Below are 24,432 nucleotides of genomic sequence, written 5' to 3'. Positions count from 1 at the left end.
AAAACCAAAGGGACATCATAGAAAGGAGATTTATTATGAAAAAAAGAATGATTGTTACAGCAGCAGTTACCCTTACACTTCTCGGCCTGGCTGCCGGATGCGGAGGCGGAAATGATATCGGAGAGGACAGGGCAAAGGAGATCGCTTTAGAAGACGCAGGCGTAGCCGAATCCGATATTTCCAGATTCCAGTCTTCCAAAGAACGGGACGATGGAAGAACTACCTATGAGATTCAGTTCAACTCCGGCGATACAGAATATGACTATGAGATCAACGCCGAAAACGGTGACATCCTGAGTTACGATACGGAAACTGCAGGAAACGGACGCAGTCAGATTCAAAGCGGCACAGACACTGCCGGCAATACAGACACGGCTCAGTCACAGGATGACACCCAGAACAGCACCCAGGATAACACCCAGAATAATACTCAGAACAATACCCAGAGCAATACCGGAACTACCCAGACTCCGAATGTTCAGATCAGTGAAGCGGACGCAAAAGCCGCAGCTTTGGAACGGGTTCCGGGCGCAACCGAGCAGGATCTGCGCATGGAGCTGGAACATGATGATGGAAAATATATCTACGAAGGAGATATTATCTACCAGCAGACCGAGTATGAATTCGAAATTGATGCAAATACAGGAAACTTCCTGAAATGGAGCGAAGAGAGAGCATAACAGCTCCCTGTAAGAAAAACTGAAACATGATGAAAGGCGGCTGCCGTAACCGGTCTGATTCCTGACCGGATCACGGCAACCGCCTTTTTCTTTTGTCTTTCATTGTCCTTCCCGCCATCTGTTAGAAAAGATCTCTTGTGTAGATCTGCTCCATGCATGTCTCGAAAGACTCTCTTAAAAATGCACTCCATTTTCTAAGCATTTCCGGCACCTCCTTTTAATTTTGATTGCATTGTAGCTTAATTTTCGCTATAATTCTTGTCAAATATATGGAGAAACCGGCCAGATTTTGCAGGAGGGATATGTATATGCACTTTTTTTATGAACTGAAAGAATCCAGTATGGAAATTGAGAAAAAGACTTCTGTCCATGTTCCTCCCCACCTTCACCGGTCACTGGAATGCATTTTTGTTACCAGTGGTACGCTGGAACTTGGCATCGGTACAGAGCTTTTCCATATGAATACCGGCGATTTCGGAATTGTATTTCCTGAGCAGATCCACCACTATCAGGTCTTTGACAGCGCGTTCTGTCAGGCAGTTTATCTGCTTGCCGCCCCTTCGCTTTCGGGTCCATTCTCAGATCATCTTCAAAACTTTGTTCCTGAATATCCTGTCCTGTCTGCGGCAAACGTCCATCCGGACATTACGTATGCCCTGCAGTCTCTTCTGAATCTTGGAACCCCTGCCTGGACTTCAGTGCTTTGTCAGTCCTACACCCAGATCATCCTTTCCCGGACACTTCCGCTTTTCTCTCTACAGCCCAAAAAGGATTTGACAGGGCAGGACATTGTATTTGATGCCGTCTCCTACATGGCAGGACATTTTACAGAAGAGCTCTCTTTGTCCCGGATGGCCAAAGATCTTGGTTACAGCCAGTTTGCGCTTTCCCGTGTCTTTTCCTCCGTTTTTCATACAAACTTTAACCAGTATTTAAATGACCTTCGTCTGAACTGTGCGCTTGGGCTGTTGAAGAACACCTCGCTTCCGGTTACTGAACTTGCCATGAATGCCGGTTTCACCAGTCTGCGCACATTCAACCGTGCCTTTAAGGAGCGCTTTCACATGTCGCCAAGAGAATACCGGAAGCAGCAGGCAGCTCCCGGTTCCTGATTTTCTTCTTTTTCAGGAGACAATTGCTTCATGCTTCCATTTTCCGCTTTTAAAGCGGAGCAGAAAACAGACAGAGCGGGCAACCCAGTCGATAATCATGGCAACCCAGACGCCAAATACACCCATTCCAAAATACTGTCCCAGAATATAGCTGAAAATAATCCGGAAAATCCACATGGAAACCACAGAAATAACCATACACATCCTTGCATCTCCTGCTGCCCGGAATACAGCCGGTGTTGTAAATGCCAGCGGCCAGATCAGTACACTGCATATTGCATAGAATCCGACAATCTGTGTCGTTGTGGATGCCGTAAGCTTCGACAAATGATACGCTTTTAAAATCCACGGCAGTACAAACAGAATAATCGTATTGGTTACAATCATGCTCAAATATGTAATGATCATAAGTTTCTTTGTGTAGTATTTAACCTGCTCATAATCTCCGGCACCCACACATCTGGCAATAACCGTCGTCACTCCCAGTGCGATGGCCATTCCCGGAAGAACCTGAAAAGAAGCAATAGTATTGGAAACCGCATTGGCCGCAATTGCATATGTACCAAATGTAGAAACAAGGCTCAATACAATGATCTTTCCAAGCTGAAACATACTGTTTTCCAGTCCATTCGGAATTCCGACCTTCAAAATGTTCCTGATCATCTGCCAGTCCGGACGGTAATGTAGATTTCTCTCCATGGATATTGTCTGACCCGGACGAAGCAGCAGAGAAATGATCAGTATCGCCGCCACCATTCTGGATATGAGCGTTGGAACAGCCACCCCTTCAGTTCCCCTGTGCAGTCCATAAATCAAACATGCGTTACCTGTCACATTGATAATATTCATAATAACAGACACCCGCATGGAAACTTCCGAATTCCCCATTGTACGGAAAATAGCCGCACCGCCGTTATATAATGCAATGAACGGAACAGATGCCGCCACAATCATCAGATAAATGTCTGCATGCCGCATGACATCCTCTTCGATCTTTCCAAACACTCCATGAAGAATCCAGCTTTTGCACAGATAAATCAGTACGGTAATCACAACTGCACAGATCGTAATAAACCAGATAAGCTGTGTAGCAGCCTGTCTGGCTTTTTCTTTATCTTTTCGTCCAAGATACTGCCCTGCAACCACGGCACCTCCGGTTGCAAGAGCAGAAAACACGTTGATCAGAAGCACCATGATATTATCCACCAGCGACACCCCGGAAACCGCCGCTTCTCCTACATTCGCTACCATAATGCTGTCCGCCATCCCGACCAGTACGGATAAAAGCTGCTCAATTACCAGCGGAATCAGCAAAGCCGTCAGATCCCGGCTGCTGAATAAATATCCGGATCTGTCCACCTTCTCTTTTCCTCTCATTTGTATATCCCCCTTTTCACGTAATGTCTATTATAAAACTTCTGTCCGGAGGATACAATCCTTTCTGCCCGGTTTCTCTATTTCTCGAGCAAACGCACTTTCACATGGTAGGTAAGGGTCTTCCCCGGTTCCAGAAATTTCAGGCGGCCGTCCCTCCTCATGACATCTCTGCCGTCCGGATAACAGTTGCCACATTCCAGGCCAAGCACATAATCCCGGACGCCCATCATTTTCCACTCGGTAAAGCAGTCCAGTTTCTTCGGATCAAACCGGATTTCCAGGCCGATTCCAAGTTTCGGCTGGCAGATGGACGCACGACCCTCTTTTTTACATTCATGGTAATAACAGCGTTCCTCATAGCCTGCCTGCGGTTTCTCCATATGCATCCAGTTTTCCAGGTCTTCTGCCGCATGGGCATTGCGCGGGCGCACCTGTTCCGAGGATACTTCCACAATACTGTCTTCATCCAGGAGTGGATAGCCCATATTCATATGGTACAAAAGCTCAATCGGCTCCGTCCGGTCTCCTTCATTGACAATCCTGTCACAGATCGTAAACGAAGCTTCCGTAAGGCTGACCCGGATCTCTCTTATCAGCTTCAGTTTCCTGCCAAAAATCACCTCGTCCCGCATCTGCGCATGAACAACGATCTCGCCGTCTTCCTCCTCCCACCGGTAATATTCCGCAGGGACATTGGCGATCGAACCGTGCATCGGAACCTGTTCCCCGCCGTCTTCACACGGCACGCCTGCCGATTCCAGACCGCATGTGGTCAAAAATCCTGCTGTAAAGGATTTGAGAAAATGATCCTCTCTCCTGTCATAATATGCCGGTCCCACATACCCGCACGGGGAAAAGTACCCCATATTGATTCCGCGGAACCGAAGTCTGGAAATATCCGCCGCACGGTCCAGCGACACCGTCAGATGCACCCCTGTCCCGCTGCTGATTTCCAGCAGACGCATTCCATCTCCTTTCCCGCCTACAAGGCGGTGTTCTTCCACACTCCAGATCTGCGAATCATGTCCAATATACGGATTCATACCCATTCCTCCTCTTTCTTTATCTGTCAATCTGCTTTCATCCAGACCTGCATTTCTCCTTCACCCCGGTTGTTCCACAGATAATACGGGACAGCCCGGACTTTGACTTTTTCCTTCACCGGACGATACGGCATGTAAAGGTCCTGCCCCTCCGGCAGTTTGATCCGGACAGCATCTGCCTCCAGCTCCACATATCCATTCCACTCCGGACGGGCCGTCTCCCGGATTCCCGTTTCCGTATTCAGCACCAGTTCATCCAGACGCGGCCCGTTGTCCGCTTCCTCCAGGCAGTACACCAGTGGTCCTCTTGTCATGGCCGCCCTGCCAAGATCATAATGGATCTTCGGATTTGCCCCGACAAACTGTGCTTTCATCTCAAAATCTGCCTGAATCGTGGTCTCCTGTTTCCAGTTCCTGCAAAACACAGCATATCCCTTTTCAACCTGATCCGGCACCACCGCTTCTCCATTGATCGTAAAGCGCCAGTTTTCTGCCCAGCCGGGAATCCGAAGCGCAAATTCAATATCTCTTTCTCCATCACCCTGAATCGTAAAGCTGATCTTGCCATCGTTCGGATACTCTGTTTTCTGGATGACCGAAAGCGTCTGTCCCCCTGTATTCAAATGCGCAGTCCCTGCAATATACAGCTGGACATTGACCCGGCTTTCCCCGACCGTATAAATATATTTCCAAAGACTTCCGATCAGCCTTGCGAGATTCGGCGGACAACAGGCACATGAGAACCATTTCCTGCGGAGAGTCCCGACATGATGCCGCTCCGGATTTGCCTTGCTTACCTCCGGAACCGCTTCCAGCGGATTCACATAGAAAAACCGGTTCCCTTCATAGTTCATTCCGCCAAGCACAGTATTATACAGAGCCTGCTCCATTACATCCCCGTATACCGAATCCGTTTCGCACTGCAGCATTCTATGAGCAAAAAAAATCAGTCCGATGGACGCGCAGGTCTCGGAATAATTCGTATCATTCGGCAGATCGTAGTCTTGCGTAAACGCTTCTCCGGACGAAGTCGCACCGATTCCGCCGGTCAGATACATCTGCTTTGTAGTCACATCATCCCACAGCCTTCTGCAGACCCGGTAAAGTTCCTGGTCCTTCGTCTTTGCTGCAAGATCAGCCATCGCCGTGTACATATACATTGCTCGCACCGCATGGCCAACCGCCGTCTCCTGCTGCCGGACCGGTGCATGAAACTGATTGTAATAGCTATAAGGATAGTGATTGTACCTCTCATTGGGTTCCGGAATTTTTGCCCCGTTCCAGAAAGTGGTCCTTCCGCGCTTTTCAAACTCCTCCTCAAAAAAGCGGTTCGTCCCTCTGGTCTCCAGAAAATATGAAGCAAGCCGCAGATACTGCTCTTCTCCCGAAACCTCGTACAGCTTCAGCAATGCAAGTTCAATCTCCTGATGCCCCGGGTAACCGTGCATCTTTCCCTCTTCCTGTCCAAAGATTTGCGTCAGATAGTCCGCAAGACGACAGGCCGCCCGGTAGATCTTTTCTTTTCCCGTTGCCTGATAATAAGCAATCGCTCCCTCGATCATATGCCCCGCACAATAAAGCTCATGGCACTCCAGCAGATCACTCCACTTTTTGTCCGGCTCCCGAATCGTAAAATAGGTATCCAGATACCCGTCCGGCTCCTGCGCTTTTACAATCAGATCAATCAGAGAATCCGCCTGCTCCTCCAGATGAGGATCACGCTCCAGCATTAAAATATTTCCGACAGCCTCCAGCCACTTATACACATCACTGTCCTGAAACACCTGCCCGTAAAACGCCCCCTCCATCTCACCTGCCGCAATCCGGAAATTGTCGATCGCATGACTGGGCTCGGCATCCTCTCTCCGATCATTCAAAATATCCCACTGATACGGAATTACACCATTCCGTATCACCCCGATATACCGGTTCCAGAATCCACTCTCAATCCTGCAGGCCCCCTGCCCCGGAATCTCATTTCTCTCCACTGTCCATCACTCCTCACCTTCCTTGATACATATCCTATATTACAGGTTGCTCCTATAAACATACTATATCTTCCACACACCACTTCCGTCAACATAAAAACTTGGGGACGTGTACCGATGCACAGGAACCCGTCCCCAATGGTGTTATTTCCTACCATCTCAGTAGGTTATTCTTGATAGCGAATCCGTTCGACGATGGATTCTTTTTTGATATTTCGGCTCAGGATGAAGGAGAGTGAGATCTGTAGTGCCGTTAGGATGATAATCATGGCAGCGATCTCGATGACCGGGATGTGGTACACATCCAGACCGAAGTATCCATGTTCTCTTCCGTAGCAGAAAAGTGCGTATCCTGCCGGCATGCCGACGAGGATGGATACGAGGATACTTCCGGCGGTGAAGAGGACTCCTTCGTTTCTGAGCATGCTGTTCATCTGGCTGTTTGTCATGCCGAGTGCCTGCATGACGCCGAGTTCTCGTTTTCGTGTGATGATGCTGATGATTATGGTATTTGCCATATTCATGAATGCGATCAGTCCGACGAGGAGGAGGAAGCCGTAGGCAAGTGTCTCGAACATGCCGAGGCTACTTTCGGATGTCTCCAGTGCGCCCTGATAGGTGCTGAATTCGTAATGCTGTTTATCCGTGAGCAGGTCTTCCAGCTGGTTTTGTACGTCTGTGCAGTCCTGTGGGCGGCAGTCTACCCAGATGGTACCGATGCTTTTTCCGGAAAGTCCCAGCTGATCATAGGCTTCATCTGTGATAATCCAGTCGTAATTGCTGCTTCCGAAGGCTCCTGTCATTGTTCCCTGGAACCTGGCTTCGCCGCCTGCGTCTCCCATAGTCATGGTGACGGTATCTCCGAGATCATAACCGCTCTCTTCGATGAAATAAGACCAGCCGTAAAGGATGTCTCCGTTTTTCGCTGCGGTTTCGTAGTCAACTTCTCCTTTTAATGACCCCTGGTATTCTTCGTCATCGAACTGTTCTTTGTTCAGAACGCCGATGGACTGAAGATTGCCGTTCTGATCATAAGCGTACATCATGTAGCGGATCTTGATATCTGTAACGGCATCGATTTTCCTGATCTGTTCCACCAGTTCCTCATCCAGAGGGTTGGCTTTTAAGATGGAGTCCAGATTGTTTTCCGGATAGGCCGTATCAGCCTTGCTGTAGGTAAGGTCGATCTGGAACTGTCCGTACGGTACCTGTTTTCTTGCGTCATATCTGGTGCTGACATTTCCGGTAAAGTTGGCTGCCACTACAAAGAGGACACAGGAAAGTCCCATGGAAATAATTGTGGTGATGGTCCGCTTCCGGTTCATGGACATATTAGCCTGGGTCAACTGGCGCACGCCCATCTGTTTTCTGCCCCTGCGAAGTCCTTTGTTTTTCTTCTGACTGCCCTGGAAACGGATTGCCTCCACCGGCGAAATCCTGGAAATCACTTTCATCGGACGTTTCAATGCCGCCCATACCGCAATGGCTGATGCTGCCGCACAGAGGAGAAGTAATGGAATCGATACCATATTAACCTGTACCACATCCTGGTTTCCTAAGGTTGTGCTCTGAGAGAGCCAGCTGTTCATAAAGCCAATGGAAACGGTGGTTCCGACAATCAGTCCTGCCGGAATACTGATTATGGTAAGCAGCATTCCTTCCCGGAATACCAGTTTTTTCATCTGTTTTTTCGTTGCGCCAAGCGCCTTGATTTTTCCGTATTCCTGAATCTTCTGAATCAGTCCTACCTGAAAAATGTTGTAAATGACCATGACTGCAAAGAATACTACAATCAGTGCCACAACGATGCAGCCGACAATCATTTCCATACCCGGATCCAGAACCCACATAGAATAATACATATTGTCAAAGGCATATTCCGGATTGATCCCACATTCCTCCGCCAGGTCTTTGATGGTCATCTCCAGAGTGGAGGAATTTACATCCACGGAATCGGACAGGCTGAAATAAATCGTATATGCCCGTTCTTCCGGTGCATAGAGGGATTCATAGCAGGCTTTGGAGACGTAGGCCGTATAAGACTGATTTTCCTGCTCTTTCACCGTCTGGCTCATGATGCCGCTTACAAGAAACTCTTTTTCCTGATAGGTCTCGTGAGTATTTCTCCGGAACCGGATGTTCACCTTGTCTCCCACTTTCACATCCGGATAGCCGATCCGCTCAAACATGGCCTTCTGCCCCGCAATTTCATTTTCCTGTTCCGGGAAGGCACCTTCCTGAAGCTGCCTGTCAAGATTAGCCAGATCCCTGGTCTCATTATCCATCCAGACCATGGAAATGCTTCTCGCGTTTTCAATAGTTCCAATAGTTGCCGCTCTTCCGATCCGGTCAAATTCGCTCCGCTTTTCCATCTCGCCGATCTGATCTTCGGTTACTCCGGCGTAGGAGCCGTAATAGGAACCATAAAATTCTTCTGCGTTTGCACTCTGAAATTTGATCTGGCCGTACCCGAACGTGGCGATTGCTGAAAGCAGTACCGTGGTAAGGAAGATGGAAAGCATAATAAGAATGCTTCTTGTCTTATTCTTTTTATTGTTACTCAGTGCAAGTTTTGTGATCATTTTCATCTTAACTCTTCCACCTTTCCGTCCTCAATCACGAGAATCCGGTCCGCGATCTGGGCAATGTCTTCGTCGTGTGTAATCATAACCAGTGTCTGTCCGTATTTTTCCACGGACATTTTCAGAAGTGCTATGACCTCGTCACTTGTCCGGGAATCCAGATTTCCCGTCGGCTCATCGGCAAAAAGGATATCCGGGCGGGAAGCAAGCGCCCTTGCGATGGCAACTCTTTGCTGCTGACCTCCGGAAAGTGTATTTGGAAGATTGTGAAGCTTCTTTTCCAGTCCCAGCGTCTTTACAATATCCATGACAAATGCTTCATCCGCTTTGCGTCCGTCCAGTCCGATCGGGAGCACAATATTTTCCCACACATTAATGGAGGAAACCAGGTTAAACGACTGGAAAATAAAACCTATTTTTCTTCTCCGAAAGACTGCAAGAGCGTCTTCTTTGTACGAGAAAATGTCTTTCCCACGGATAAATACTTTCCCGCTTGTCGGGGTGTCAAGCCCGCCCAGCATATGAAGCAGCGTGCTTTTTCCAGAACCGGATTTTCCGACAATCGCGACAAATTCTCCTTTCTGGATGTCAATGTTGGCATTCTGCACCGCTCTTACTTCGTTTTCGCCGCTTCCATAATATTTACATAAATTTTCTGTTCTTAAAATTTTATCCATATCATCTGATTCCTTTCTGCTGTCATTTTCCTGTTCTGTCATCTATCTTACCGCGCCTGTCTTTCATTTCCCTTGCAGAAACAGAAAAAAAGCCTTACAGTTTTGTAAGACTTCTATTCTACCGATATGGAATCTGCACTACAAACACGGATCCTTTCTCTTTTTTCATCTTCTTTCCATCCAGAGAAATGGTGCCGTGATGGCCTTCAATGATCTTCCGGGCAAGGTAAAGCCCCACACCGGAACCTTCCTCCTTTTGAACTTCCTTTTCATCCCCCCGGTAAAATCTCTGAAAGACTTTGTGATAGTTTTCTCTGGCAATTCCGATTCCCTGATCCTGGATCTCTATTCTCAAAAAGGATGCCATTCTGGCTGCGCGGATCGTCACGGTTGTTCCCGGCGGACTGTATTTTACCGCGTTATCCAGCAGATTAACCAGCGCCTCACACAGCCATTTGGAGTCGAGCGGAAGAATAAGATCTTCCAGCTTGTCTTCCGCCTCCATCTCGATTTCAATCTCCTTTTTCTGAGCCTTTACCCATACACGGTTGACCGCTTCCAGAATCACATCAAAGATTCTGCCCTCTGTAAGCTTCAACTCAATCATTCCGGTCTCCATCCGGGAAATATTTACAAGCGCTTCCACCAGCTGTCCCAGGCTTTGCATCTGTTCTTCCAGTCTGCCCTCAAACTCCCGGCGTTCGTCCTTTGTCAGGTCCTCATTTTTCAGCACTTCAAAGCAGGAATTGAGCGCCGCTACCGGTGTCTTCAGCTGATGGGAAATATCGGTGACCAGCGTCTTCGTCTCCTGCTTCTCCTGCTGTGCCTGTGCTTCCATCATTTCCACGTAGTTTCCGAGAGAATCCAGCTCATCCAGAATCCGGTCTTCACTTTCTTCCTCTTCATACCAGTCCATAAGATCCTGCCGGTAATCACCCTCCCGGATTCTCGCAATCCCGTCTGCCGCCTTTTTGCTCTGTTCTTCCATTTCCTTTTTATGTCTGTGTTTTTCATAGAAAACAACAGCCGCATAGCCAAGATAAAGAGCCACTGCACCGCCTGCCGTCCATCCGCAGTTTCTCAGAAAACGTTGCCCTTCCAGACTGTCCCTGACATGCTCATATCCGTAGTCTCCGAGAATATCCTGCACTTCTTCTGTATTCAGATCCCCGTCCTCTTTCAGAATCTGAAACACCTCTTCCGCTGGATTTTCCGCCAAAAGCAGTCTTGCCCTGGAAGCCAGATTTTCCTGATATGTCTCATACTGCCAGAACAAAATCATTGCTGTCACGGCGGCCGTCACAAGAAATCCGAGAACCAGTTCTGTAATACACCGCCTTGTCTCTTTTTTCATGACCTGTTCCCCTGCCTTTTCTGGCAGTCCTGATCCCAGATGTATCCCAGCCCCCGAACATTCCGGATATACTGAGGATGTGAAATATCCGGCTCAATCTTTTCACGAAGCCTTCTGATATTGACTGCCACTGTATTTTCATCTACGAATTCACCATCCACATCAAAGAGCTGATCCAGAATCTGTCCCTTTGACAGGATCTGTCTTGGATGTTCCAGAAAAAGTTTCAGCATCTTCCACTCATTTTTTGTAAACGAGACTTCCCCGTCCCCCTTTTTTGCGCACATCCTGGACATGGAAAAGACGAGTTCCCCGGATTCGATTTCATCTGCCGGCGCTTTCTGATGCCGTTTAAAAAAGGCGTTCACTTTCAGGACAAGCACCGACAGGCTGAACGGTTTTGTGACGTAATCATCCGCCCCTGCCTCATATCCCATCACCTGATCCATCTCCGTATCCATCGCGGTCAGACAGATCACATGTGTCATGCTGTCTTTTCGGATCCGGCGAATCAGATCCAGACTGTTTCCATCCGGCAGATTTACATCACAGATCACAAGCCCCGGCTCCTCTTTCACGAACATCTCCCAGGCCTCTTTGATCGTTCTGGCGCTATCCACCTCATACCCTTCTTTTTTTAATGTATACTCAATCCCACGATTGACACTTTCCTCATCTTCCAGCAATAAAATTTCTGCCATGCCTTTCACTCCTGTCTATTGCTTTTACGTCTCTTTCTCTGCACGCACTGCCAAAAATGTCGGGATTCCATGCTCATGAAGATTCCCTTCTCCATTCGTGTCTTCATAAAGATGGGTAAGACAAAATCCAGCCTTTAGAAGCCCGCCGATCTGCTCCTCCACCGTATGAGAAAACTGAATCCCGTCACCGCTTTGCATCGCTTCCTCATACAGTTTCCTGTCTTTCAACGGATTGTACGGAAGCCCGTGAACAATACAGGTCTCTGTATCATCGAATATATAATTCATCCCGTTATCCACGCCGGCAAGCAAAATTCCACCTTTTTTCAACACACGGAAACATTCTTTCCATACCGGCAGGACTTCTTCCACATAGCAGTTGGAAACCGGATGGAAAATCAGGTCAAAGGTCTCATCCGCAAACGGAAAGGTCTTAGTCATATCCGCTTTGACAATCTCAATGTCGTACCCTTCCCTTTTTGCCACCATCTCTTCACTTGCAAGCTGCCGGTTCGAATAGTCCAGCACGGTACAGATCCCGCCAAGCGCCGCAAAAATGGGCATCTGCTGTCCTCCTCCGGAAGCAAGCCCCAGAATCTTCTTCCCTTTCAACTCCGGAAACCAGGATTTTGGAACCGGCTTTGTCGGTGTCAGCACCATCTCCCATTCTCCGTTTACGGCCTTTTCATATACCTCGTGGGAAATCGGTATGCCCCAGATCCAGCCTTCCTCTACCCACTGGTCGATTGTTTTTGCATTCTCTTTTGTGTAATCCTTCTCATACATCATCAAATTTCCCTCCCTATGCTATCTATGATACCACAGCCAGAGTATGGAAGAAAACAAAAAACTGACAGGTCTTCCCGTCAGCTTCTGTTCTTTTCTATTTACTTTTTTATCTCATCCAGCCGGTTTTCCAATGCAAGGCGCATTGCAAAGGCCGCACCGTCCTCATCATTGGTTTTTGTAATGTAACCTGCCGCTTCCAGTATCTTTTCATGGGCATTTCCCATCGCTACTGCCGCGCCGAATCCGGCCTGAAACATGGACAGATCATTCAGACTGTCTCCAAGTACCATCACTTCTTCTTTCCGGTACCCCAGCTTTTCCATATATCTTGAGATCGCATGCCCTTTTTGTGCCTTCTCATCCGTCAGCTCCAGATTGTTAAAAAAGGAAGATGCAACCGCGATTCCCGGAATCTTTTCCATCTCTTTCCAGATCTCCTGAATGATTTCCCCGGTCTTTGCGTTGATAAACACTTTATAAATCGGAATCTTCATCTCCCAGAGCTCCTCCAGGCTCCCGATTCGGCACATGCGCCTCAGCAGCTGCTGAAACTGATCCGATTCAAGGATTTCTTCATCCGTATTTCCCGGGAAAAACAACCTTGACTCTTCCAGAAGCCTCTGCTCCAGATCTTCTTCCTCTGTCAGGACAATATCCTTTCCCGTTGTGCAGAAACGGATATACGCCGGGAACTTCTCCACACAGGAAACGATCTGTTCAAAGCACTTCGGATCCATAGGTATCGTCTGAAGAAGCTCTCCATCCCGGTTTCGGATCTCCGCGCCACTTCCCGTCACCCAGTCACAGTCCAGCGGAAAATTTTTTAATGTATCGGATGCCGATGGATAATCCCGTCCTGTTGCGATCATAAAACGGATTCCACCCTGTTGAACATCCTGTATTGTCTGATAAGTCTGCTCTGAAATCGTATGTCCGGAATTTAAAAGCGTTCCGTCCATATCCGCTGCTATTACTTTTATCATCTCTTTTCTCCTTGTCCCTGCATGCTCGTCTCCTTTATCTTATCACAGGAGAAAAAACCATACAATCTACATTCTGTCTATGATTTTCTTTCTTATTTCCGGTTCTGTAGGCAGATTTTCCAGATCAGTGTGAAACGGGGACGTGTTCCGATGCATCGGAACACGTCCCCAATGGTGTTAATCCCTATCTTTCCGATAGAGTTTCTTGAGATTTTGTACTTTGCCGAGGCGTTCGGCGGACTGGGATGCCATGCGTTCGGAGATGGCTAGTACCATGGCGTCGATCATGGCAACGGCGGTGGTCATGGAGTGGTATTCTTCTTTTTCTCCCCGGTATACGTAAATGTTGATGTCTGCCCGCTGGTCGCTTGGTGCGTAGAGTCTGCTTGTGAAGGCAAGTGTCTGGTAGCCTGCGGTCTGTGCGTAGTCCAGGATGATCCTTCCTTCTGTGGATACTTTGGAGTAACTGAAGATGATAACGAGGTCGCCTTCGCCTGCGTGTGCGATTCCTTCGATCACTTCGGAACCGCCGGATGGCACCATGGTCACATCAAATCCAAGTCTGCGAAGCCGGAAAAACAGCAGTTGTCCGGCAGATGCAGATGCGTTTTTGGCGTGGATATAGATTCGTCTGGCTTTCTGGATTGCGGTGAGTGCTTTATCCATTTCACCGATATCAATCTGATTCTGAGTCCGTTCAAGGCATTCCTGCTGGTAGGTAAACCATTTGCGGATGTCAAATCCCTGAATTTTCATCAGGGTGCCTGCGATTTTTCTGGCCGGTCCTTTTCCTACTTTGCGGGCAGCCACATGGTTTTTCATTTCTTTAAAATCGGTATAGCCGATATGTCTTGCAAATCTGGAGATGGTCGCTTCGGACATGTCCAGCCGTTTTGCAAGCTGTCCGATACTCATAAAAAGGAATTCATCCGTATAGTTCTCGATAAAGTCCATAATTTTTAAATCTGATTTTGTATACTTGCTGTCCTCATCCGGCATCAGCCATTCCATCTTTCTTCCTCCGTAATCTTAAGTAGTTTCTGAAATTCTTCCCGGATTTTTGGTGTGCATGCCATGGTATCCGGTCCCTCTATGACTGTCGTTCCGCCTGCTTCTGTGACCAGAAGGCTTCCGGCCGCGTAGTCCCAGATTTTCAGGTTCTCTTCATAAAATCCATCCAGACGCCCGCATGCCACATAGGAAAGTTCCAGTGCCGCGCTCCCGATTCTTCGTATATCCTGGCACTGATCATAGATGCGCCTCATTCTGGCAAAATTTTCGTCCGCGTGTTCCCGGCATCCTGGTGAGGTGCCTATGGCAGTCAGGCAGTCGCCAAGCTGTTCTTTTTTGCTTACCTGAATCGGCTTTCCATTTAAAAATGCGCCTTTCCCGAGTTCCGCAGTAAAGCATTCTTCATGAAATGGATCATAGACGACTCCAAACAGAATTTTTCCTCCTTTGGCATAAGCAAGAGAAATGGTGCTGTGCTGAAAATCATGGATCAGGTTCGTTGTCCCGTCCACCGGATCCAGAATCCAGATGCTCCCCTTCCGGTCGATTCCCTCATTCTCTTTCTCTTCTCCAAGAAGCTGAGCTGTTGGATCCAGTTCTTTTAACTCCGCAAAAATCTGCCGTTGTACCCGGATGTCCACTTCTGTTACATAGTCGGTCCGTCCTTTTTCCCGGATGGTGTCTGCCCCGTCTCTTCCGGTGAGCTCCGCCCCGTTTTTCTTTACAATCTCAACAGCTTTTTCAAATATCATTTCCATTTCCCTGTCTCTCCTAACCGCTCGATGTGCTCTGTCCGAAAACATTACGCCTGCTTTTCCACCAGCACGTTCACATAATTTCCGCCAAGGGCATCGATTTCTTTCAGTGCTTTCTTCAAAATTCCTGCTGTCCGGACCTTGAAAGAAGCATTGTCAGATATGAGAATCTCATACGCTCCTTTTTTCATCTCTGCATAAAGATCGCTTACTGTAATGATTTCTTTTTCAAATTTTGTCCGAATGCATCCGTACTGAACTGCCTGATGGGTGTCGCTTCCGCTTACCACCGGGATCCCTAGCTTGTTCCCGAGCCGGTATGTCTTTTCCTCGGTACCTTTCCGGTCCTGCGCAACATCCTTCCCGTTAAGATCCAGAAAATGGAAACGGACAAGCTGTTCCATCGGAAGTTCCGGAATATGTCCTCCCTCCCGGAACGGATGCCCTGCTCCTACTATTATAGGATATTTCTCAAACAAATTCATCAGTTTTTCGAATGTGAGAAAGGATCCTTTCTCCTTATTCGGTTCCAGTCTCCGGTTCAGTTCCAGAATATTCTCCGGCGTCCCGATTGATAAAATATGACCACCTTCTGCAATATCTGTCTCCATTCCGGCAAAAATCCGGAGCCCGCCTTCCGTAACGAGCGTATCCCCGTCCCTCCGGCATGTTTTCATCAGATAGCCGTAAAGTTCATCAAACTGTAAGGTGTTAAAATGTTCAGTCAGGCAAAGTGCATTCAGTCCTGCGTCCTTTGCCTCTCCAAACAGCCAGTCAGTGTATACCGTAGAAAACGGCAGTTTTTTTGCCAGTTTTCCGTGGGTGTGAAAATCAAGATACATGTGCGCCTCCTATATCATTACCATAACCAGTACAATGACCGCGATCCACAAAAACGAAACCGCTGCGAACAGCATGTCATTGTACGTCACCTTTAAGGAAGATAATTTCATCTTCTTTACTTCTTTGTTCACCGCCGCATAGCGGTACCCTTTGATCTCCAGGGCTTCCACTGTAGTTCTGGACCGTTTTGCCGTATTAAGCATAAGCGGATAAAAGGAATGGATAATGACCTTCACCTGGTAAATCAGATAACGGATCTTTCCCATCACGCCTTTGCTGTCCGGTGCGTTTCCCCTCAACCGGTAAGAAAGTAGCACATTCTGAAACTCCTCCATCAGCATCGGCAGCATCCGGTATGCATAGGAAATGGAAAAGGACAGCTTTTCCGGGCATCCATACCACATCAGCCCATTCGACAGACGGTCCGGATCCAGACCGGAAAATACGGTAATCGAGGCCAGTGAGACTGTTGCCACCTTTAATGTCAGTACAAGCAGCGGCACAATTGTCTCCGTATTGCCTCCAAAAAGAAGCGAGACAACAAACAGATATCCTGTCTGCGAAAACACTCCGAGACCGAATAAAACCAGCACCAGCCCTGCCACGCGTGCCATGATCGTGGTCACTGCCACCAGAAGAAAGCATCCAAGCAGAAATACCAGATCATTCATAAGCCATGGTACAACAGCAAAAAACAGATACCAGACGAGCAGCACTCTCGGATCCGTCTTTGCAATCAACGTATCATCATTTCCATACGCATTTTTCAGAACCTGATTCCGCAGAAAATCCATGGAAAACTTATCCAGAATGTTCTCGGACATCTTTTTCATCATTCCACTCATCTTAGTTTCCTCCAAATCCCTGTACAAATTCATCCACTGTGTAACAGAATGCGTCCGACTGAATCTCCTGTCCAAGGGTAAAAATCTCCGGTGGTCGGATTCCGGATTTTTTTACGACTTCCATATCCCCGAAAATCTCATCTCTCGTTCCGTCCGCAATGACTTCTCCCTGACACAGTACAATGATCCGTTCCGCCCACTCGCATACAAGCTGCATATCGTGCGTCGCTATCATCACTGTCTCTGTGATTTCTTTTATATCATTCAGTGTGCGCATAATCTCTTTTCTCGTCGCAATATCCAGATTGGCCGTCGGCTCATCCAGAAGCAGAATCTCAGGATTGAGGGCAATTCCGATGGCAAGTGATGCCCTTCTCATCTGTCCGCCGGATAAAAGCCGTCCGTCCCGGTCCTTGAATTCCGTGAGCCGGAACCGCTCGAGAAGTGCTTTCGTCCTCTCTTCCCAGTCCGATTCATTCCGGACTTTCATGGCGAACGCCACATCTGACTCAATGGAGTCTTTGATAAACATATCTTCCGGATTCTGGTATACCAAAGATACATACCTGGAAAGCTGTTCCGGCTTCGTATCCTTGATGGATTTCCCCTTTAAGAGGACTTCACCTTTTGCCGGCTTTATAAGACCGGTCATCATTTTCATCATTGTAGATTTTCCGGCACCGTTGGAGCCAATCAGAGCGATCTTCTCTCCTCTGTGAATTTCCAGATTCAGTCCGCCAAACACCTGAGCTGCCTTGCCTTTCACTGCCCGGTAGGAGACAGAAACGTCCCGAAACTGCACCATCGTCTCAGTTTCGGATATAACGGCACCTTCACGATCACCTCTTCTTTGGCATACAAGACCTCCCAGAAGCCGGATTCCATCTTCCATGCTGGATGGCAGCATGCCCGGCTTTGGAATGACCTGTTTTTTGACCATCTCGTAGGCTGCCAGTGTCACCTGAGGCGGAAAAATGTTGCAGGACTGGAGTTCTTCTACCCGGCATAACGCTTCTTTTGTCGGCTTCTTCCATTCCATATGCCCATCTTTCATCAGAATCACATGTTTACAGTACTCCGCAATATACTCGGTATGATGTTCAATCACAATAATTGTTTTTCCATACTTCTCATTCAGATTTTTTAAGATCTGATAAATCAGATCCGCATGATGAGGATCCAGCTGTGCAATCGGTTCGTCCAGAATCAGTACTTCCGGTTCCAGAGATACTACGCCCGCCAGCGCAAGCAGATGGGTCTGCCCTCCGGAAAGCTGCCAGATATACTCATTTTCTCTACCTTCCAGCCCGCACTGCGCCAGTGCTTTCATTCCCCGCTCTTTATAATCCGGCATGGCATAATTCATGCAGGCATAGGAAGCATCGTCCAGCACAGTCGGCCGGACGATCTGATTTTCGAAATCCTGATAGACATATCCCACTTTTCTTGCCAGAGTTCCGATGTCTGAATCCTGAACCTTTACCCCGTCTGCCTCCACACTTCCGGAATACGTTCCGGTGATAAAGTGTGGAATCAGCCCGTTCATTGTCTTGCATAATGTCGATTTCCCGCAGCCATTGTTGCCGACAATCGCTGCAAAATCTCCTTTTTCAATTTCCAGGTTTACGTCATTTAATGTATTTTTCTCCGCTCCCGGATAAGCAAATGTCAAGTGTTTGATTTCAATACTATTCATATCTGTCTATTCTGCTTCCCTTTTTACTTACGCATTTTTCAGTGTATTATCAGTAGTTTCCGCCTTTTTCTTCATCACGAGCAGCATCACAACCGCAAGGGCCGCTGCCACAACCATGCCTGCCGCCACTGCAGTACCGCTCTCTGCCCAGCTTGCTTCCCAGTCAATGAGGGAAGTGCCGCTCTCTGCCAGCATTTCCGCTCCGATCGCCGCCGCAAATGCCACCAGCGCGCCGATCACTACTTTTGCATTGATTGCTCCCAGAGCTGTTTCCTCTGTCCTCGGCTGCATGCCAAGAAGCGGCTCGATTTTCCCATAAAGTCTTGGCACAAGGAATATCGTCGGAAGCAGGCAGAACAGGATTCCGGAAAACAGGATATCATTTAAGCATGCAAAACCTTCTGTCGCAAATACACTTTCCGGGAGTCCCGGTACCGCCTCAAAATCCGTTACCGCAAACTGAACCTTCAAAATGTCCACAATCGTTCCCAAAAGCTGCTGTAAAATCACACCCGTCATCGATGCAATCCCTACCATCGTCCGGTTTTTCGGATTTCTCACAAGTCTTCCCGCAATATATACACCGATTGTGACTGTAATAAACTTTTCCAACTCTCCAAGCCCGCCAAACTGTCCCAGCATGATCTCACTGAATACCAGTTCTCCGGTAGCCGCTCCGAGTGCAGCTGACATCGGATCAAACAGAATCGCAAGAACCAGCGGAATAAACAGAAAATATTCTACGGAAAATTCCACAATTCCCACCTGAAATTTCGGAATCAGTTCTGTAAATAACGTAGCCAGACCGTAAAGTGACATCGTAAGAACAAAAATCATAAGTTTCTGCGACTGTGTCGCTGTCTGTTGTTTCGTAACCATTCTCTTTTCCTCCTGAAAACTTTCACGCTTTTTACATTAAAAATCATAACAATCCGAAGTAAAGTTTTCTTTCATTCTTTAGTTAAATGTAAGTAAATTTTCTTTCACTTGGTTTATGAAAGTTTATTTTCTCTTGTCTTCGAAAGCGATATCGAAGAACACTTTCTTTTTATTTCCCTTTTCGTCAGAACTTGTCATGTTTTTCACGTTATTAATAGAACTTTTACAATTTGAAAAGAAGTTTTTTCACTTTTCCCGTCCCATCCATGATATGATAGATCTAACTTATCAATTTTCAACTAAAAGGAGGTAGTGTAAAATGAAAGGCTATGCAATGCTGAAAATCGGTGAATCCGGCTGGATTGAGAAAGACCGCCCTGAGTGCGGGCCGCTTGATGCGATCTGTAAACCACTTGCTGTCGCAATCTGCACATCTGATGTTCATACGCTGTGGGAAGGTGCCATCGGAGAACGCCACAACATGATTCTTGGCCACGAATGCTGTGCTGAAGTTGTAGAAGTCGGCTCTCTTGTCAAAGATTTCAAACCAGGTGACCGTGTTCTGGTTCCGGCCATCACTCCGGACTGGAACTCTCTCGAAGCACAGGCAGGATATTCCATGCACTCCGGCGGAATGCTGGCAGGATGGAAATTCTCCAACTTCAAAGACGGTGTCTTCTCTGAATTCTTCCATGTCAATGACGCAGATGGAAACCTTGCGCTTCTGCCGTCCAACATCGATCCGGTAGACGCATGTATGCTCTCCGACATGGTTCCGACCGGATTCCACGGCGTAGAACTTGCCGACGTTCAGTTCGGTGACACCGTTCTCGTTATCGGAATCGGCCCGGTAGGACTGATGTCCGTTGCCGGCGCCAATATGCGCGGTGCATCCCGCATTATTGCAGTCGGCACAAGACCTGTCTGCGTAGAGGCGGCCAGAGGATACGGCGCTGTTGATTTTATCAGTTACAAAGACGGAAGCATCGAAGACCAGGTTCTTGCCATGACAGACGGAAAAGGCGTGGACAAGGTCATTGTCGCAGGAGGCGGCTGTGAAACGTTTGAATCTGCTGTCAAAGCATTAAAACCAGGCGGAAAGATCGGTAATGTCAACTATCTTGGAAGCGGCACCTATGTCAATATCCCGCGCGCTGAATGGGGTGTCGGCATGGGACACAAACAGATCAACGGCGGTCTCATGCCAGGGGGACGTCTCCGCATGGAAAAGCTCGGTGCACTCGTTTCCGCAGGCAAGCTGGACGTACATCCGCTCGTATCCCATGTATTTGACGGATGGGAACATCTGGAAGAGGCACTCTTCCTTATGAGAGACAAGCCAAAGGATCTGATCAAACCAGTCGTTAAAATTGAAGACTAACCAGAAAATCGGAGGATATTATGAAGATACTTGTCGTTTCCGGCTTTCTCGGCGCCGGAAAAACTACGTTTATTAAAGAAATGGCCCAGAAGACAAAGCGAGATTTTGTCGTCATGGAAAATGAATACGGAGAGGTGGGTATCGACAAGACACTTTTAGATAAGGAGAAGGATATCAACATCTGGGAACTGACGGAAGGTTGTATCTGCTGTTCCATGAAATCGGACTTTGCCTCCTCCATCCTGACCATCGCCAACACCCTCGATCCGGAATATCTCATTGTAGAGCCGACCGGTGTGGGCGTACTGTCCAATGTCATTCATAATATCCGGCAGATCGAATACGAACGGATTTCCCTTTTAAGCCCCGTTACCATCGTGGACGCCAACTGCTTTGACCACTATATGCGGGACTACCGGGATATCTTTGAAGATCAGTTAAAGGCAGCCGGGACCATCGTCATTTCCAAACGTAACTTCGATACACCGGAAGAGATGGATACTCTGGTTTCCAAAATCCGGGATGTCAATCCTGACGCCCGGATCCAGGCAGAGCATTACAGCCATATGGAGTTGTCCTGGTGGAACACCTTGTTGCATACGGATCTGAGCGGAAACCCCATAGCACCCGAAACAATGGAGACTCCAAATCTGCTCTCCCTTGGCCTTACAGATATTTCGCTTCCCGGTCCCAATCATCTGATCTGGTTTCTGGAACAGCTGATCCACGGTGCTTACGGGACGATCTGCCGAGCCAAAGGATTTGTTGATGCCGGCGGCTGTCTCTTCCGCTTTGATGTGGTGGACGACCGTTACACCATCACCGGATTTGACGAAGCCGAACAGCCAAAGAGCATTTTCATCGGTCCGAAAATCAAACGCCGGGAACTGCGCAAACTACTGATCAAAGAATTGCGAGAATCTTCTTAATTTCATGTGAGGCCTTCCGGATCAGCATTGCAAAGTCCGGAGGGCCTTTCTGCCCTTTCTGTGACTTCATCACGGAACTCTCCATTTAAATCTGAGATAATAATGCCAGAAAAAGCAAAGGAGGATTCCACCATGAAATTTCATCTTGACGAACGGTTAATTGAGCATATGAAAAAATCCAATCATAAAAATATCCTGATTACCCCAATGATGTGCCACACATGAGGCGGCTCCCGTCTGGATATATCGGCAAGGTTTGTCGATTCGGAAGAAACAGCCGTCCTAAAACGTGAGCATTTCTTAAGTTTCCCTCACGAATTCGGGGAGATTCTGATCCGCAGGATCCCGCAGCGCGTGGAAGAAACCGTAACCCTTGGGCTCTCCCGGTTTTTCCGGCAGATCACCGTACAGGGCATTTACTCCGCATAAAACACCTGTATGCTGCGGTTCGGATATTCTGCAACTGGCAACGCCAGATAAGGCGCCGGAACAGAGACTGAACTCTGTACCGACGCCTTATTGTCTTATACTCAAACTCTACTTTTCCTTTGCCAGCTCCTCTTCCAGTTTTTTAATCTGTTCCAGAAGGCGCTGGTTTTCCGCTTCCTGTTCCTTTAAAGATACTTCTTTCTCCTGCAGGCTTCCTTTCAATCCATCAATCTCTTCCTGCATTACATCAATCATATACTGCACGGTATTCCGATCCAGTTCCTGCAATTCTTTTGAGAACATCTCCATCACCTTCTCCACATTCCTGCACAGCTCGTAGATTTCTCCATACAACTTTTTAAACCCCGGAAATTTCTCGATCAGTTCCCCGATCTCCTCTGGATTCTCGGTGCTGAAGAATCTCAGCCATGCTTCTAATTTATTCTTTATACCTCTATTTTGCATAAATTTCCGGAATACGTCAAGCGGAATATACACGTATTCCTGCAGTAGTTCCATCTTGATTCCAGTATCGGATTTCTGTAAAAAATGATGGATGTACTCTTCCGGATACTGCCAAAATTCCTTAGGACTTTTTTCATATAGAACAATTGTAAATACTTTTTTAATATCTTTATAACTGAAAGCTTTCCCTTTCTCACCTTTGACCCTCTTATACTGCCGAAGCAACAAATCCGCGGAGTAGCACGCACTCCTCTGTCCTGCAAAGAGATAGCCAATCTTCTGTACCTCCACATTTGCGATGCTGTGATCCTCCAGTTCCACTACAATATCCATGATTACCAGAGACTGTTCATCCGCAATCCGCACTGTGTCATTGGGAAGTACTGTTAAAATCCTCACCTCCTGTTTCAGTATCAGTGACAGAAATTCCTCTATCCTCTCTGGAGCAATCTCCGGATTCAGAATCTCTTTAAAGAACGAATCATAGAGAATTTTCACGCCCCGGTTCCCGGTACAAAAATCCAGGAACGCTTCCTGCTGTTCCTTTTTCCATTGGCAAAACATCTCCGAAAGCCGTTCACTTCCAGAAATCTCCTTCATTACTTCTTCCCGTGTCTGTATCATCGGGAAATAATTTTTCAGAATTGTCGTCATAGCATTTCCTCCTTTTTCAGTTGTACATTTGGTCATTTGCGGGTTTGATACTCCGATATGGAGTTTTCCGAAAATGAGACTGTCTTTCGGCAAAAGAATCTTTCTTATTAAAGAAAGAACAATTTGGCGGATAGAATTCCACCGAAATAGATAGGCTAACTGTAGCATAGACAGCAAATATTTACAAGACCATTTTGCTCAAAAAAAGACCGTATTCCGGTGCTTTATACCTGAATACGATCTTAATAATTTAGAATCTGCAGCTCTATTTTTTCTTTTTGTTTCCTTTCGGGAGCCACTTCGACAGATAGTAGGCAATGCACACCCACAGTCCCATCATTCCCAGATATTCTGCGAAAAACTGTACGAGCGGCTGTGACATATCGAAGAATACAAACTGGCTTTTGAGGAAAAGATAATCAAAAATGTGGTGTTTTTGAAATGCGTATATTCCGTATATACAGATTAAGAGTGCCAATACTCTTAATATCCAGCTGCGTGGTACGGAGCCTTTTTTCAGCCCGCCAATCTGTCCGATTCTTCCCATGATCATGCCCCAGTGGAGTCCCAAGTGGATACTCATCAGAATAAATCCCCAGTAAGCTGAGATCATATGAAGGATCCGCGCAAAGCCCATTCCGCCTTCAATCGGAAGGAAAGCGAAAACTTCTCTGGACATCATAATACCACTTATCATCAGACCGATCATCGCAAGAAGCACCAAAATGTCCACTGCGGTCTGGAGAATCCGGCACGGATTGTACTTTCCTTTCAACAGATTCTGATATCATTTCCTGTTTACGATATGATGGAAGATGAAGAGGAGAAACATTGCTGTTCCAAGCCATTCGTGTGCGGTCTCCCCGATCAGCATATAAGCCATCTGGCATAGAAGCAATATGGTCATCACCAGGTCAATCCCCATTTTTATTTTTGCTTTCTGATTCACCTTGCACATCCTCCTTCCGCAATTCCGTATTCCATCGTTTTTGATTCTCTCTTATGATCTATGATAAAACTCCCCTTTATCTTGATCTGGTTTTCTTTTTCGTAAAATGGTAATACCATTAATTTGCAAGTTGAAAAAGTTTTCCATCTGATCTGAGTTTGTACTGTTTCATGCTTTGTTCTAAATAAAAAAGTAAGTGCAGCCGTAAGAATTTCTCTTCTCTGCTACACTTAGGTTAATTGAAAAATTAATTGCAACATAGGTTGTTGCAGTTAGAATTACAAGGCATATGGGCCATGAAGTTGCAGTT

General features: G+C 47.2%; 22 protein-coding genes. 4 read left to right on the top strand and 18 right to left on the bottom strand.

Annotation, left to right across the window (positions count from 1 at the left end; all coding sequences use genetic code 11):
• The first annotated feature begins 35 nt into the window (after positions 1-35).
• Complete coding sequence (locus FGQ85_RS10560) at positions 36-680, top strand: PepSY domain-containing protein (RefSeq protein ID WP_087253638.1); 645 nt, start codon at positions 36-38, stop codon at positions 678-680.
• A gap of 308 nt (positions 681-988) precedes the next feature.
• Positions 989-1,792 (top strand): AraC family transcriptional regulator, encoded by an 804-nt coding sequence (locus FGQ85_RS10555; protein ID WP_138373429.1) that lies wholly within the window; start codon positions 989-991, stop codon positions 1,790-1,792.
• Between the two features lie 12 nt (positions 1,793-1,804).
• On the opposite strand, the gene FGQ85_RS10550 is transcribed toward FGQ85_RS10555, so the two are convergent.
• The 15 genes from FGQ85_RS10550 to FGQ85_RS10480 form a co-directional block, all read right to left on the bottom strand.
• Positions 1,805-3,169 carry an MATE family efflux transporter gene (locus tag FGQ85_RS10550; protein ID WP_087167064.1) on the bottom strand — a complete coding sequence of 455 codons (1,365 nt, stop codon included), beginning with the start codon at positions 3,167-3,169 and terminating at the stop codon, positions 1,805-1,807.
• Positions 3,170-3,246: 77 nt separating this feature from the next.
• The gene (locus FGQ85_RS10545; protein ID WP_087253633.1) at positions 3,247-4,212 is read right to left on the bottom strand and encodes an aldose 1-epimerase family protein; all 966 of its coding nucleotides are present in this window, start codon (positions 4,210-4,212) and stop codon (positions 3,247-3,249) included.
• Positions 4,213-4,238: 26 nt separating this feature from the next.
• Positions 4,239-6,200, bottom strand: coding sequence for a beta-L-arabinofuranosidase domain-containing protein (locus FGQ85_RS10540; protein WP_138373428.1), 1,962 nt, complete (start codon positions 6,198-6,200; stop codon positions 4,239-4,241).
• A 167-nt stretch (positions 6,201-6,367) separates the two neighbouring features.
• On the bottom strand, positions 6,368-8,788 hold the full coding sequence (locus FGQ85_RS10535; RefSeq protein WP_138373427.1) for an ABC transporter permease: 2,421 nt from the start codon (positions 8,786-8,788) through the stop codon (positions 6,368-6,370).
• Positions 8,785-9,459: an ABC transporter ATP-binding protein gene (locus FGQ85_RS10530; RefSeq protein WP_087167249.1), complete on the bottom strand. Its 675-nt coding sequence runs from the start codon at positions 9,457-9,459 to the stop codon at positions 8,785-8,787. Before FGQ85_RS10530 ends, FGQ85_RS10535 begins: the two co-directional genes overlap by 4 nt.
• Before the next feature lie 118 nt (positions 9,460-9,577).
• Positions 9,578-10,813, bottom strand: a complete 1,236-nt coding sequence (locus FGQ85_RS10525; protein WP_138373426.1) for a HAMP domain-containing sensor histidine kinase — start codon at positions 10,811-10,813, stop codon at positions 9,578-9,580.
• Positions 10,810-11,514, bottom strand: coding sequence for a response regulator transcription factor (locus FGQ85_RS10520; RefSeq protein WP_138373425.1), 705 nt, complete (start codon positions 11,512-11,514; stop codon positions 10,810-10,812). Before FGQ85_RS10520 ends, FGQ85_RS10525 begins: the two co-directional genes overlap by 4 nt.
• 24 nt (positions 11,515-11,538) lie before the next feature.
• A complete protein-coding gene (locus tag FGQ85_RS10515) occupies positions 11,539-12,303 on the bottom strand; it encodes a class I SAM-dependent methyltransferase (RefSeq protein WP_243128538.1) in 765 nt (254 codons plus the stop codon).
• Positions 12,304-12,401: 98 nt separating this feature from the next.
• Positions 12,402-13,286 (bottom strand): HAD family hydrolase, encoded by an 885-nt coding sequence (locus FGQ85_RS10510; protein WP_138373424.1) that lies wholly within the window; start codon positions 13,284-13,286, stop codon positions 12,402-12,404.
• Positions 13,287-13,463: 177 nt separating this feature from the next.
• Positions 13,464-14,297, bottom strand: a complete 834-nt coding sequence (locus FGQ85_RS10505) for a MurR/RpiR family transcriptional regulator (RefSeq protein WP_087167057.1) — start codon at positions 14,295-14,297, stop codon at positions 13,464-13,466.
• Complete coding sequence (locus FGQ85_RS10500) at positions 14,285-15,055, bottom strand: inositol monophosphatase family protein (RefSeq protein WP_087253613.1); 771 nt, start codon at positions 15,053-15,055, stop codon at positions 14,285-14,287. The genes FGQ85_RS10505 and FGQ85_RS10500 overlap by 13 nt, the downstream gene beginning before the upstream one ends.
• Positions 15,056-15,099: 44 nt before the next feature.
• Positions 15,100-15,894, bottom strand: coding sequence for a PHP-associated domain-containing protein (locus FGQ85_RS10495; protein ID WP_138373423.1), 795 nt, complete (start codon positions 15,892-15,894; stop codon positions 15,100-15,102).
• Positions 15,895-15,903: 9 nt separating this feature from the next.
• Positions 15,904-16,740: an energy-coupling factor transporter transmembrane component T gene (locus tag FGQ85_RS10490; RefSeq protein ID WP_138373422.1), complete on the bottom strand. Its 837-nt coding sequence runs from the start codon at positions 16,738-16,740 to the stop codon at positions 15,904-15,906.
• 1 nt (position 16,741) lies between these two features.
• Positions 16,742-18,436 carry an energy-coupling factor transporter ATPase gene (locus FGQ85_RS10485; protein WP_138373421.1) on the bottom strand — a complete coding sequence of 565 codons (1,695 nt, stop codon included), beginning with the start codon at positions 18,434-18,436 and terminating at the stop codon, positions 16,742-16,744.
• Positions 18,437-18,463: 27 nt separating this feature from the next.
• Complete coding sequence (locus FGQ85_RS10480; protein WP_138373420.1) at positions 18,464-19,315, bottom strand: cell division protein FtsQ; 852 nt, start codon at positions 19,313-19,315, stop codon at positions 18,464-18,466.
• A gap of 319 nt (positions 19,316-19,634) precedes the next feature.
• Here FGQ85_RS10480 and FGQ85_RS10475 point away from each other — a divergent pair, with 319 nt between their 5' ends.
• On the top strand, positions 19,635-20,696 hold the full coding sequence (locus FGQ85_RS10475; protein WP_118636108.1) for an NAD(P)-dependent alcohol dehydrogenase: 1,062 nt from the start codon (positions 19,635-19,637) through the stop codon (positions 20,694-20,696).
• Positions 20,697-20,716: 20 nt separating this feature from the next.
• Positions 20,717-21,625, top strand: coding sequence for a GTP-binding protein (locus tag FGQ85_RS10470; RefSeq protein ID WP_138373419.1), 909 nt, complete (start codon positions 20,717-20,719; stop codon positions 21,623-21,625).
• Between the two features lie 537 nt (positions 21,626-22,162).
• Here the strand turns inward: FGQ85_RS10470 and FGQ85_RS10465 are convergent.
• The 3 genes from FGQ85_RS10465 to FGQ85_RS18835 form a co-directional block, all read right to left on the bottom strand.
• Complete coding sequence (locus tag FGQ85_RS10465; protein ID WP_138373418.1) at positions 22,163-23,173, bottom strand: PD-(D/E)XK nuclease family transposase; 1,011 nt, start codon at positions 23,171-23,173, stop codon at positions 22,163-22,165.
• A 265-nt stretch (positions 23,174-23,438) separates the two neighbouring features.
• Complete coding sequence (locus tag FGQ85_RS10460) at positions 23,439-23,948, bottom strand: DUF4405 domain-containing protein (RefSeq protein ID WP_243128537.1); 510 nt, start codon at positions 23,946-23,948, stop codon at positions 23,439-23,441.
• Between the two features lie 12 nt (positions 23,949-23,960).
• A complete protein-coding gene (locus tag FGQ85_RS18835) occupies positions 23,961-24,122 on the bottom strand; it encodes a hypothetical protein (RefSeq protein ID WP_243128536.1) in 162 nt (53 codons plus the stop codon).
• Positions 24,123-24,432: the final 310 nt, after the last annotated feature.

The sequence above is a fragment of the Pseudoflavonifractor sp. BSD2780061688st1 E11 genome (genome assembly GCF_005844125.1).
GTDB lineage: Bacteria > Bacillota > Clostridia > Lachnospirales > Lachnospiraceae > Sellimonas > Sellimonas catena.
The sequence above is the reverse complement of the archived record's forward strand: the minus strand, read 5'-3'. Positions and strand labels throughout refer to the sequence as shown.